This is a genomic window from Halobacillus naozhouensis (assembly GCF_029714185.1).
Taxonomy (GTDB): Bacteria; Bacillota; Bacilli; order Bacillales; family Halobacillaceae; genus Halobacillus_A; species Halobacillus_A naozhouensis.
This window is the reverse complement of record NZ_CP121671.1, coordinates 2,574,364-2,586,674: the sequence shown is the minus strand read 5'-3', so window position 1 is coordinate 2,586,674 and position 12,311 is coordinate 2,574,364. Positions and strand designations below refer to the sequence as shown.

The following is a 12,311-nucleotide window of genomic DNA, read 5'->3' as shown; positions in this document are numbered from 1 at the left end:
GAGATATTTGCATGGAAGCAGTTTTATATGTGAGTCATGGAAGCCGAGTTGAGAAGGCACGTAAAGAAGCTGTTTCCTTCCTTCAATCCGTCCAAAAAAGGGTAGACGTTCCTCTTCAGGAAACGTGCTTCTTAGAACTGGCAGAACCGGATATGGCTCAAGGAATTGAGAACCTTGTACGGCGTGGAGCAACGAAGGTTGCTATTATACCTGTCTTATTGCTAAGTGCAGGTCATTACTACAGTGATATACCGGAAGAGATCGATCGAGCGAAACTTCGCTATCCGCAAGTTCACCTCGTTTACGGACGAACGATCGGCGTCCAGGATCGGGTGATTGATATTTTGGTTCAACGTGTGCAGGAAAAAAAGGTACCCAACCAATCAGACATGAACATCTTGCTAGTTGGAAGAGGCAGCCGTCATCCAGAGACTAAAGATTCAATTGAACAAATCGCACGTAAATTAAGGGCGAAAACGGACGCAGCTAATGTCGATGTGAGCTATTTAGCTGCCTGTTCACCTTCTTTTCATGATGGTTTGCAAACTTCTAAGCGTGGAGGATGGTCACAAACGTTCGTGATTCCCTACCTATGGTTTACCGGGCTGCTTATGCGTTCGATGGAAGCCAAAATCAATGAAGTACAGAAGAAAGGTCAACAGGTGGTGTTGTGTCAATATCTTGGTAACCATCCCATTATGATTGATGCTTTGACTGACCGGGTCAATGAAGCTTTGCGAGGCTAATTGATGTATTCTTCAGCAGCGAAAGAAAGGAATTAATTGAAAGGAGTACGAGTTATGAACTGGTTAGATGGAAAACTTATTGGAGTCGCTGCTGATCGAAGTGCTGAGTCATTAAGAAACTTGATCCAGAAAAAAGGCGGAAAACCGGTAGTTTATCCCATCCAAGGAAAACAAACGTTAAACGAACAAACTAGCCAACAGAATATAAAGGATTTTCTTTTTGAACCATTTGATTGGGCCATTATTACGACAGGTATAGGAGCTAAAACCTTGGCTGACTCTTCAGTAGAAGTGGGGCTTTACTCATCATTTATTGAAAAGTTAAATGAAACGCGAGTAGCAATTCGCGGGAAAAAGACACTGAATTGGTGTAAGAGCAATGCTGTCCAAGTCAGTCTGGTCTCCGAAGATGGGACAATGGAAAGTATCCTGAAAACATTTGCCGATGAACAAATAGATCGCAAGCAGACCCAGGTTTTTTTACAAGTTTATAGTCAGGATGATGCAAAGCTCAAGGAGGAATTAGAGAAGGCTGGCTGTCATGTTTATCTGTCTCAGCCTTATTCCTATGAAGAACCAATTCCCGAGGTGTTACACAATCTTAAAAATGCCATCATAACTCAATCACTTGATGCCGTTGTCTTTACAAGTAAAACACAGGTCAATAATTTATTTGGGAAAAGTCGCGACAAACATGAAATCATTCAGGCTTTCAACGACAAGGTGTTGGCAGTGGCGGTTGGGAAAGTGACAGCAAATGAATTAAACAGAAATGGGGTGCTGAATGTTCTTAAGCCTGATCAGCCCAAAATGGGGCCGATGGTAGTAGCTCTTGAACGTTACGTCCGACAAATAGCCTTGTACAACCATTGATTAGGTGTGAGAAAGGACATTCACACAAAACAATGAACGTGATGCTATTACTAGTTACAAATTAAACAGAATTTTGTGAGGTGGGTATATTTGCAGTTCCAGGTAATGAATAGTCCCTTTAAACAAGAGCAGGCAGACTTGTTAAATCAGGTTCTGCCGTCGATGACAGAAAGCCAGAAAATATGGTTAAGTGGATACTTAGCTAGTTCCCAGGCAGCATCTACGGTAACAGCCGAACCAGATACTGGAAATGATTCAGGGACGGAAGCGTCCTCACTAACAGTCGACCAAACCGCAACGCGTGAAGTGACAATTCTTTTCGGTTCGCACACTGGAAATTGTGAAGCGCTGGCTGGGGAAATCTCGGAAAAGCTGAAGGAGCAAGATTACAAGGTAATACTATCAGACATGGATGACTTTAAACCCAAGTCTTTAAAAAAGGTTAAGGATTTACTTATCCTGACGAGCACTCATGGTGATGGGGACCCCCCTGACAATGCGATGGCTTTCTATGATTTTATACATAGCAAAAGAGCACCAGCATTAGATGACCTCAGATACTCCGTCCTTTCCTTGGGAGACAGCTCTTATGAGTTCTTTTGTCAAACTGGCAAGGATTTTGATAAAAAACTGGAGGATTTAGGCGGAAAAAGGATCTATCCTCGTATAGACTGTGACCTGGACTTTGAGGAGCCTGCAGAGGAATGGTTTGACGGAGTCCTAGCTACATTAAATAATGCGAAGCAGGTGAATACAGAGGAGGGGCAAGGCTCTCAGCAAGAGCAAACAAACACATCCATTAGAAAGTCGGTCTATTCCAGGTCAAATCCATTTAAGGCAGAAATCCTGGAAAATTTGAATTTAAATGGCCGAGGGTCAAACAAAGAGAATCGCCACCTTGAATTAGATCTAGAAGGCGCGAATTTTGAGTTTGAACCAGGTGACAGTCTCGGGATTTTTCCGGAAAATGATCCTGCTCTTGTAGCTAAACTGATCCAAGAGTTGGAATGGGACCCTGAAGAGCTTGTTCCTGTAAACAAGCAAGGGGAATTGCGGCCATTGCGTGACGCCTTAACTTCAACTTTCGAAATTACCGGGTTAACAAAACCGTTGCTTGAAAAAGCAGGACAGCTTTCTGCAAATGAAGAACTGAATAAGCTTGTCATGCCAGATAATCAGGAACAATTGAAAGCCTACTTATATGGGCGGGATCTTATTGACTTAGTCCAGGATTTTGGCCCTTGGAATGTTACGGCAGAAGAATTTACTGCGATTCTTCGCAAAATTCCGCCTCGTCTCTATTCGATTGCGAGTAGTTTAAAGGCGAATCCTGATGAGGTACACCTTACGGTCGGGGCGCTGAGGTATGATGCACATGGGCGCAAACGAACGGGTGTCTGCTCCGGACAGTGTGCGGAACGATCACAACCTGGGGACACGCTGCCGGTTTTTATTCAACGTAATTCAAATTTCAAACTTCCTGAAAATCCGGATACTCCAGTCATTATGATCGGGGCCGGAACAGGGGTTGCTCCTTACAGGGCTTTCCTTGAAGAACGCGAAGAAACAGGTGCTGAAGGGGAATCATGGTTATTCTTTGGAGATCAGCACTTTGTCACCGATTTTCTTTACCAAGTTGAATGGCAAAGGTGGCTCAGGGAAGGGATTCTAACCAGAGTAGATGTGGCCTTTTCCCGTGATACATCTGAGAAGGTCTATGTACAGCATCGTATGCTGGAGAAAAGTCACGACCTGTATCAATGGCTGCAAGACGGAGCTGCTATTTATGTATGTGGTGACGAAAAATACATGGCCAAAGACGTAGAAGCTACTCTGTTAACTATTTTGGAGCAAGAAGGACAGATGAGTATAGAGGAAGCGGAAACATATTTAGCTGAATTGCGTAAGCAGAAACGTTACCAGCGTGATGTATATTAAGAATGATCTAAATTTATAAAAGTAGAGTGGCAGTTTGATAGAAAGGAGATTTTTCATGACGGAAAAGGAACATACTCACCTGCATGGATCCCCAAGTGACATGGAGAGGATTAAGGATGACAGTAATTACCTGCGTGGTTCAATCGCAGAAAGCTTTGCAGATCGCATTACGGCGGGAATTCCTGATGAAGATACAAAGTTATTGAAGTTTCATGGAAGCTATCAGCAGGATGACAGGGACTTAAGAAATGAACGGAAGCAGCAAAAGCTGGAACCAGCTTATCAGTACATGGTTCGTGTGCGTTTGCCAGGAGGCGTGGCAACTCCCCGTCAGTGGCAAACTATGGATAACCTCGCAAACACTTATGGAAATGGAACTCTGAAGCTGACAACCCGACAGACGTTTCAATTACACGGGGTTTTAAAGTGGAATATGAAAAAAAGTATGCAGGAAATCAATGATGCCCTGTTAGATACCATTGCTGCTTGTGGTGATGTGAACAGAAATGTGATGTGCAATGTTAATCCAGATCAATCAGACATTCACACAGAAGTTTATGGTTGGGCACAAAATTTAAGTGAAGAACTATTACCAAAGACAAAAGCCTACCATGAAATATGGCTTGACGAAGAGAAAGTGCTGGACAGCCGTGAAGCAGAAGGTGATATAGAGCCAATGTATGGTCCTGTGTACTTGCCACGAAAATTTAAAATCGGTATCGCGGTCCCACCGTCTAATGATGTGGACATTTTTTCTCAAGATCTCGGTTTCATTGCGGTCATGGAAGATGGAGAGCTAGTAGGGTTCAATGTTGCTGTAGGAGGAGGGATGGGGATGACTCATGGGGATACAACTACATATCCTCAACTATCACGAGTCATTGGCTTCTGTCCAGCTAATCAAATTGTAAAGGTGGCAGAGCAGATCATCACGATTCAACGAGATTATGGCAACCGCTCAGAGCGAAAGAACGCGCGCTTCAAGTACACGATTGATAGATATGGGATCGAGTGGTTTGTTCATGAACTGCAAGCAAGATTAGGCTGGGACCTTGGGGAGGCAAAACCTTACCACTTTGAGCATAATGGCGACCACTATGGCTGGATCAAGGGTAGTGGAAGATGGCATTTAAATCTGTTTATCCAAAATGGCCGTATTAATGATTCAGAAGATTATCCGTTAATGACTGGACTGCGAGAGATTGCAAAGATTCATACTGGAGATTTCAGGCTTACCCCAAACCAGAATCTCATTATCGCCAACGTCACGGAAGAAATGAAGCCCGAGATCGTGGAACTAGTCAATAAATATGGACTAACGGATGGGAAACAAAATTCCGCCCTACGCAGAAATTCTATGGCCTGTGTCGCCTTTCCGACATGCGGGCTGGCGATGGCTGAATCGGAACGATATCTTCCGGTACTACTAGACAAAATCGAGGACATCCTTGATGAAGCAGGGATCCGGGAAGAAGACATTATCATTCGTATGTCAGGATGTCCGAATGGTTGTTCACGCCCGGCTCTAGGTGAAATTGCTTTCATTGGTAAAGCTCCTGGAAAATACAACATGTATTTGGGTGCTGGTTTCACCGGGGATCGACTAAACAAGCTGTATCGGGAGAATATCGGAGAGGAAGAGATCTTAGAGACGTTAAAGCCGATTCTTTTGCAATATGGAAAAAGACGCCGCGAAAATGAGCACTTCGGAGATTATGTTGTTCGAGCTGGTTATGTTGAAGAAGTCAGCTCCGGTCTTGATTTTCATAAATAAGCCTTTGGGTCAAGTTGCCAAATTAAAGGTATTCAATTAATTAAAAGGAGGTTCGTTTAATGACAGTAACCCAAACTGAAGAAGCGACCATTTTACCACACGGAGGAGAGCTTGTAATACGGGAATTGACTGGTTCCCAGCGAGAAGATTATTTAAACAAAGCAGGTTCATTGAAGTCATTAACATTAAATGCCTGGAGTCTGTCGGATTTAGAACTGATTGCTATCGGAGGATTCAGCCCACTAAGTGGTTTTATGGGGGAAGCAGACTACACTCGAGTCGTTGAAGAAATGCGTCTTGAAGATGGAACAGTTTGGAGTATCCCGATTACATTACCTGTAACTCAGCAGCAAGCGGATGAATATGACATCGGGTCAGAGATCGCGCTTATTGGGGATGATGATGTGGTTTATGGTGTACTTAAACTGGAAGAAAAGTACACATATGATAAGGAAAAAGAGGCAAGTTGTGTTTATGGGACCACGGATGAGGCTCATCCCGGCGTGAAAAATGTTTATAATAAAGGGGACGTTCATCTTGCAGGTCCTGTTTATTTATTAAATCGTCCCAGCCACGGTGAATTTGAAGATTTTTACCTTGATCCATTGCAAACAAGGAAAATGTTTTCCGATCTAGGCTGGAATACCGTAGTCGGGTTTCAAACGCGTAATCCAGTTCATCGTGCACATGAATATATTCAAAAATGTGCCCTGGAAGCTGTAGACGGGTTGTTGTTAAACCCGTTGGTTGGTGAAACTAAATCAGATGATATACCTGCAGACATTCGTATGGAAAGCTATCAAGTGATCTTAAACAATTACTACCCAGAAAATCGCACACGTCTAGTAATCTATCCTGCAGCCATGCGATATGCAGGTCCTAAGGAAGCCATTTTGCATGCGATTGTCCGCAAAAATTATGGCTGTACGCATTTTATTGTGGGACGTGATCACGCAGGTGTAGGTGACTATTATGGCACATATGAAGCACAAGAATTCATTTCTAAATTTGAAAAAGAATTGGGGATTCAAGTATTCAAGTTTGAACATGCGTTCTATTGCACGAAATGTGAAAACATGGGGACGGCAAAAACGTGTCCACACGGAAAGGAACATCATGTGCATCTCAGTGGTACGAAGGTACGTGAAAAACTTCGTAATGGCGAGAAACCACCGAAAGAATTCTCTCGTCCAGAAGTTGCAGAAGTACTTATTAAAGGAATGAGAAAAAATAGTTGAATGAGCAGATGATATTTTTCTAATATGAGGAAGGCTTTTTCGGTCTTCTTCTAATTTAAAATGCTAAATCTGAACACATGATCTACCTATGAATGTTCGAGGAGGAAAAAGATGACTGAATCAACAAACATCGTATGGCATGATTCAGAAGTAACCAAACTGGACAGAAGGAAGTTAAATCATCATAAGAGTGCTGCCCTATGGTTCACAGGGTTATCCGGCTCAGGTAAATCCACGGTATCGGCAGCACTAGAAAAGAAACTGCATGGACTGGGGGTCCACACTTATCGTTTGGATGGAGACAACGTTCGTCACGGATTGAATAAAAATTTAGGTTTCAGCCCTGAAGATCGTCAGGAGAATATTCGCCGCATTGGAGAGGTGGCTAATCTGATGGTTGACGCAGGTCTAGTAACTCTGACGGCGTTCATTTCTCCATACCGTGTGGATCGAGCTAGAGCTAGGGAATTACTAGACGAGAAAGAATTTATCGAAGTCTATGTGAAGTGCAATGTAGAAGAGTGTGAGGAGCGTGACCCGAAAGGTTTATATAAGAAAGCTCGTGCTGGTGAAATTAAAGGGTTTACCGGAATTGATGCCCCCTACGAAGAACCTCTTAATCCGGAGGTCTTAATAGAAACGGATCAGCAAACGTTAGAGGAATCCGTTCAGGTAATCGTGGATTATTTGAAACGAGGAGGGTATCTTTCATCATAGTGTTTTACTATTGGAGGGGTTATTAGACTAGCTGATAAAATTGCATGAAGATTTAGAAGAAAAGACGCTGACACCATTTTATATGAAGGTGGTTAGCGTCTTTTTCAATTTATTAAATAATTTTAGGAGCTAGAAACCATTGAAATAATCAGAAAGGTGTTAAAATGGGATAACCAGCTAAAATTATGAAACGGAGTGGGTCGGTAATATGTACGAAGGTATTCATCATGTATCATTGCTTGTAACAGATATTAAGAGAGCGAAGCGGTTTTACGGAGAGGTGCTTGGGTTTCAAGAAAGCGAAGAACGCCCTGATTTTGATTTTTCCGGGGCATGGTACCAAGTGGGAGAAACGCAAATCCATTTAATTGTACATGAAGAGGGAAGAACATTAAGAGGTGTCACATCCATTGATTCAAGAGACGGTCATTTTGCCATCCGAGTGCAGGATATGGAAAGCTTTATTAAAAGAATGCGAAGATACCAGGTCGAAATCGTTGATAAACCGAATAATCAAACAGATTGGCATCAAGTATTCGTGAGTGACCCAGATGGAAATCTAATCGAATTTAACTGTTAAATAGGAAGGGATATTCCGGAAGCTGCCGCCTAAGAGAAGGGAGGAAGACGGTTGTGAAACTAAGTATATTGGATCAATCTCCTGTGTCTTCAGGAACAACAGCTGAGCAAGCATTAAAAGAATCCATGAAACTTGCAAAAATTGGGGAGGTATTGGGATTTGAACGTTATTGGATTGCGGAGCACCATGATATTGCGGGTTTTTCCTGTCCCGCCCCTGAGGTCATGTTAGGTTACATTGGAGCCAATACAGAATCCATTCGAATTGGGTCTGGAGCTGTCTTGCTCCCCCATTATAAACCATATAGAATTGCCGAAACTTATAATATGTTGGCTACCTTATTCCCGGAACGTATTGATATTGGAATTGGGAGAGCTCCGGGTGGTTCTGCGGAAGCGACAATGGCACTCTCAGATAACTTTTTGGAACAAGTCCGAAGAATGCCTGAATCCGTTGATGAGCTTCTTCACTTCCTGAATCATGATTTTCCCTCAGATCATTTGTTTTCCAAAGTATCTGCATCACCTCGACCTGCTGTGCTGCCGGAAGTTTGGATGCTAGGAACAAGTGAGAAAAGCGCCCTGCTCGCAGCAGGAAAAGGGACTGCCTATGCATTTGGACACTTTATGAGTAATAACAATGATCCCGAGATTATACAGACTTATAAACACAATTTCAGACAAAGCGGTATGTTGCAGCAGCCTCACTGTATTCTTGCCGTAACCGTTATGTGCTCAGAAACAAGCGAACGGGCAGAAGAAATAGCTCGGAGTAGTTTGTTGTGGGGTATTCAACGTAGTAAAGGAGAAGAAGGAAAAGGAGTGCCTTCAGTGGAGGAAGCCAAACGATATTCGTTTAGTATTGAGGAGCAAAAAAAGTTGGAGAAGATGAAGAAGAAAATGGTAATTGGTAATCCGAAGACAGTCAAGCAAAACCTAATAGACTTACAAAGGTTATATCTAGCGGATGAAATCATGATCATTACAATTACCTATGATTATGGCGAACGTATTCAGTCATATAAGCTGATAGCTGAGGAAATTCTATCTAATTAAATATTGAACACCCCATCCCCTCGTCCAAATAGATGATTGGATGGGGTTTTTTGCTTGGAAAATACCTTGTTAGATTATCTCACATATTTATTGTGCGAATACTTTGATACTGATACATTAATATATAACGAATGATGTTAAGAAAACTTACACAAAGGAGTTATGTGTTAATGGACACTATTTTTCTAATGAATAATCTTTGGATTGTTATTTGCACCATACTCGTTTTATTTATGCAAGGTGGTTTCATTTTACTTGAGGCTGGCTCAACAAGAATGAAGAATGCAGGGCATATTGCTGGTAAGACAGTATTTACGGTCGGTATTGTATCACTTGTTTTTTGGGCTGTAGGGTATGGATTAATTTATGGAAAAGGAAATGCTTTAATAGGTTTTTCGAATTTCTTTTATGGTGACGCGACTACCATGGGTGAAGGTCTGGCAGGATCTGTAGACTTCTTCTTTCAACTGGCATTTGCTGCAATTGCTATGACGATTGCATTCGGCGGATTTGCTGAGCGGGCTAAATTATCAGCCTATGTTATTTTTGCGATATTATTTTCTGTTGTCGTATATCCTGTAATTGCTCACTGGATTTGGGGAGGTGGCTGGTTAGCAGAGCATGGGAAGCAGGACTTTGCCGGTTCAACTGTAGTTCATTTAACAGGAGCGATGGCTGCTTTAGCTGCTACAATTATTTTGAAACCGCGCATCGGTAAATATAATAAAGATGGAACATCCAATGACATTGCTGGCCATAACCAGGTGTTTACTGCCTTAGGTGTGCTCCTCCTCTGGGTTGGGTGGTTCGGATTTAATGCGGGAAGTACATTTGGTGTAGCTGATGCCTTCTTTGGTTATGTAGCACTAAACACACAATTAGCTGCAGGCGCAGGGGCAGTTGGTGCCATGCTTGTCGTGTGGGCTATTACAGGAAAAGCGGATGTTCCGACAACATTAAACGGAGCTTTAGCGGGACTTGTTGCCATTACCGCTTCTTGTGCCTTTGTTGAACCGTGGGCCGCAGTCATTATTGGTCTGATTGGCGGGTTTTTAGTGTTCTTCAGTATGAAGTTCTTTGATAGAAGGAAAATAGATGATCCAATTTTTGCTTTATCTGTTCATGGTACAGTTGGTGTATGGGGCACACTTTCGAATGGGTTATTTGCAACACCTGAATTAGCTACTGTAGGGCAGGCAGGTTTATTCTATGGTGGTGGATTTGAACAGCTTGGTGTTCAATTGTTAGGTGTTGGTACTTGTGGTCTTTATGCGTTTGTGATAGCTTTTATTATTTTGAAAGTGATGGATAAAGCCATGGGAGGGATTCGTGTAACAGAGGAAGAGGAGGTCATGGGACTTGACTTAAGTGAACATGGTGGTTACGGATACCCGGAAAATGTATCTCATCCAAATACGAAAAAAGGTGCATAGACGGAACACAGAACAGTCTTTTAGTTGAAGTCAAGGAATGTTACCTTACTAAAAAGATGTGCTGAAATCAGAAAAATACAGGATCGGCAAATGTCCGCCATAGGGTTTTCTATTGCTTTTGGGGCAAAGTAACTTAGTTGAGGGGTGAGGGGTGCTTTGACCGACGACTATAAGAGTAAAAAAGTAATTTCCATAGGGGTAGTTAAGGAACTAACGGGTCTATCGGAACGACAGATCAGATACAATGAAGAGCGAAAGCTTATTCTTCCCGATCGAACTGCGAATGGGACGCGTAAATATTCATTTTCTGATGTAGAAACATTGGTAAAGATAGCCGAGAAGCGAGAAGAAGGAGTTCAATCATATGAAATAAGTCAAGAAATGAGAAAGGAAAAGAAAGAGGGAGAGGCGCAAATGCGCAGGAATATGATCCGTGGCCAGTTAAATGCTCATTTTCGTACGAAAAGATAGAAACCCTCTATGTGGAGAGTCGCGCGCTTGGTTTTTATACGAGTTAGCTTTTTTATGCATTCTCAATAATTTGACTCTATGGGTGATATTTTCTAATGTCAGTATTAACTGTTAGAAGTGATCGTAACGAATTAGATAAAGCTTATTTAATTGGGAATAGTTAAATATAAGTTATTTCAAATGTCTTCGATAATGCTTCAGGTAATGAAGCATATCTTTTTGTTTTTTACTGTCTAGATATGTATTTGAAAGGACTTCATGTAAATAGTTGTTTTTTTCTTCAGAAGAGAGATTGATTTTCTTTAGCAGGTGACGAACATCAAATAAAAAATCCAGGTATTGTTCATATCTCTCATTATATTGACAGGATAATTCTTGTTTTACTTTTTTTGCGAATAAAGGACTGGCACCTGCAGTAGAAATAGCTATGGTCAATTTCCCGCGTGTGAAATAGGCAGGAAAGCTGACGTTCCCGTTTTGGACGTTAGAAGCTGCATTAAGTAATCGATCGCCCGGGGCAGCCTTGATCACGGCATTGTTGACGGATTCACTATTGGTAGCCGCGATAATCAGGAATGCCTCATCAATGTCAGCGGGGGCGAAGTTCTTTTGCTTCCAATCTATACTCCCCGTTTCATAGTAAGAGATAAGCTCGTCCGTAAGCGAGGGACTCACTACTGTTAGTTGGGCTTTACTCATAAGAAGACTATCGATTTTTCTTTTCGCCACATTTCCTCCGCCTACAACTACTACTTTTTTCCCCTCTAGATTTAACATGGTCGGAATGAACAGCATAGGTAACGGCTCCTTTGAAGCTAGTTTCTGGAATTACTAAGCAGGTCACGCAGGATAAATCCAATCGTACAGATGATAAACGCAATCAGTATGATCAGAGTGAAAGGATTAGAAAAAGATTGATAAATACCAATAGAAAAGCCGGTGAGCATAATAAGTAAGAATGTTATTTTCCTTAATTTCATAATAGGGGGCTAGTCAGATAACTAATCTAGCTTGCTTCACACCTCACTTTAACAAAGAGTTTATATAATCTTGAACAAAGTCTGCTCAACCTTAATGGATACGACGGTTCATTGAATGTATGTATAATAATTGTCCTGCCTATACTAAGAAATAACTACAGGCAGTCAAATTGGCAAGAAGGAATATAGTCGGCAATCCACAGGGTAATCGTTAAGGTATTAACATGCAAAGGAGTGGATGGTTTGGATAGAGTGACACTGCATGAACAAGTACTCTCCTTGAAAGGGAAAATTTGTTCAGGTCAATTAAAGTTTAAATGTAGAGACGATTATATTATTCAGCAGCTTGATAAGGTTAAGGAAGAGGATGATGGCTTGATAGATGTTAGTACAGTTTCTCCTTCCTTACTTATCTTATTGGATGCTACAAATGGAGCAGAACGAACAATGTAAGGAAAGCCCTCTTTTGCTAATAGGGGGCTTTGCTTTGTTTAATCATCATTTTT

12 protein-coding genes are annotated in these 12,311 nt (G+C 41.8%); 11 read left to right on the top strand and 1 reads right to left on the bottom strand.

The features are described from left to right. Positions 1-11 precede the first annotated feature (11 nt). From P9989_RS13610 to P9989_RS13565, 10 genes are all read left to right on the top strand, one after another. On the top strand, positions 12-746 hold the full coding sequence (locus P9989_RS13610) for a sirohydrochlorin chelatase (RefSeq protein WP_283075435.1): 735 nt from the start codon (positions 12-14) through the stop codon (positions 744-746). A gap of 54 nt (positions 747-800) precedes the next feature. Next, complete coding sequence (locus P9989_RS13605; RefSeq protein ID WP_283075434.1) at positions 801-1,619, top strand: uroporphyrinogen-III synthase; 819 nt, start codon at positions 801-803, stop codon at positions 1,617-1,619. 90 nt (positions 1,620-1,709) lie between these two features. Continuing rightward, the gene (locus P9989_RS13600) at positions 1,710-3,557 is read left to right on the top strand and encodes an assimilatory sulfite reductase (NADPH) flavoprotein subunit (RefSeq protein WP_283075433.1); all 1,848 of its coding nucleotides are present in this window, start codon (positions 1,710-1,712) and stop codon (positions 3,555-3,557) included. A gap of 55 nt (positions 3,558-3,612) precedes the next feature. Beyond that, complete coding sequence (gene cysI / locus P9989_RS13595; protein ID WP_283075432.1) at positions 3,613-5,331, top strand: assimilatory sulfite reductase (NADPH) hemoprotein subunit; 1,719 nt, start codon at positions 3,613-3,615, stop codon at positions 5,329-5,331. A 59-nt stretch (positions 5,332-5,390) separates the two neighbouring features. Continuing rightward, entirely contained in the window at positions 5,391-6,569 is a 1,179-nt protein-coding gene (sat, locus tag P9989_RS13590) for a sulfate adenylyltransferase (protein ID WP_283075431.1), read from the top strand. A 111-nt stretch (positions 6,570-6,680) separates the two neighbouring features. Continuing rightward, positions 6,681-7,286: an adenylyl-sulfate kinase gene (gene cysC, locus P9989_RS13585; protein ID WP_283075430.1), complete on the top strand. Its 606-nt coding sequence runs from the start codon at positions 6,681-6,683 to the stop codon at positions 7,284-7,286. Positions 7,287-7,494: 208 nt separating this feature from the next. Then, entirely contained in the window at positions 7,495-7,866 is a 372-nt protein-coding gene (locus tag P9989_RS13580; RefSeq protein ID WP_283075429.1) for a VOC family protein, read from the top strand. A gap of 53 nt (positions 7,867-7,919) precedes the next feature. Further along, a complete protein-coding gene (locus P9989_RS13575) occupies positions 7,920-8,921 on the top strand; it encodes an LLM class flavin-dependent oxidoreductase (protein WP_283075428.1) in 1,002 nt (333 codons plus the stop codon). Between the two features lie 170 nt (positions 8,922-9,091). Next, complete coding sequence (locus tag P9989_RS13570; RefSeq protein WP_283075427.1) at positions 9,092-10,354, top strand: ammonium transporter; 1,263 nt, start codon at positions 9,092-9,094, stop codon at positions 10,352-10,354. 156 nt (positions 10,355-10,510) lie between these two features. Then, positions 10,511-10,825 (top strand): MerR family transcriptional regulator, encoded by a 315-nt coding sequence (locus P9989_RS13565; RefSeq protein WP_283075426.1) that lies wholly within the window; start codon positions 10,511-10,513, stop codon positions 10,823-10,825. A 171-nt stretch (positions 10,826-10,996) separates the two neighbouring features. On the opposite strand, the gene P9989_RS13560 is transcribed toward P9989_RS13565, so the two are convergent. Next, the gene (locus P9989_RS13560; RefSeq protein WP_283075425.1) at positions 10,997-11,620 is read right to left on the bottom strand and encodes an NAD(P)-binding protein; all 624 of its coding nucleotides are present in this window, start codon (positions 11,618-11,620) and stop codon (positions 10,997-10,999) included. 437 nt (positions 11,621-12,057) lie between these two features. Here P9989_RS13560 and P9989_RS13555 point away from each other — a divergent pair, with 437 nt between their 5' ends. Further along, positions 12,058-12,258: a hypothetical protein gene (locus P9989_RS13555; protein ID WP_283078918.1), complete on the top strand. Its 201-nt coding sequence runs from the start codon at positions 12,058-12,060 to the stop codon at positions 12,256-12,258. Positions 12,259-12,311 lie beyond the last annotated feature (53 nt).

Excerpts from the sequence above, each read along its gene's own strand:
- P9989_RS13610 (WP_283075435.1), top strand. The coding sequence starts at position 12 with ATGGAAGCAGTTTTATATGTGAGTCATGGAAGCCGAGTTGAGAAGGCA.
- P9989_RS13605 (WP_283075434.1), top strand. The coding sequence starts at position 801 with ATGAACTGGTTAGATGGAAAACTTATTGGAGTCGCTGCTGATCGAAGT.
- cysI (WP_283075432.1), top strand. The coding sequence starts at position 3,613 with ATGACGGAAAAGGAACATACTCACCTGCATGGATCCCCAAGTGACATG.
- sat (WP_283075431.1), top strand. The coding sequence starts at position 5,391 with ATGACAGTAACCCAAACTGAAGAAGCGACCATTTTACCACACGGAGGA.
- cysC (WP_283075430.1), top strand. The coding sequence starts at position 6,681 with ATGACTGAATCAACAAACATCGTATGGCATGATTCAGAAGTAACCAAA.
- P9989_RS13580 (WP_283075429.1), top strand. The coding sequence starts at position 7,495 with ATGTACGAAGGTATTCATCATGTATCATTGCTTGTAACAGATATTAAG.
- P9989_RS13570 (WP_283075427.1), top strand. The coding sequence starts at position 9,092 with ATGGACACTATTTTTCTAATGAATAATCTTTGGATTGTTATTTGCACC.
- P9989_RS13560 (WP_283075425.1), bottom strand. The coding sequence starts at position 11,620 with ATGCTGTTCATTCCGACCATGTTAAATCTAGAGGGGAAAAAAGTAGTA.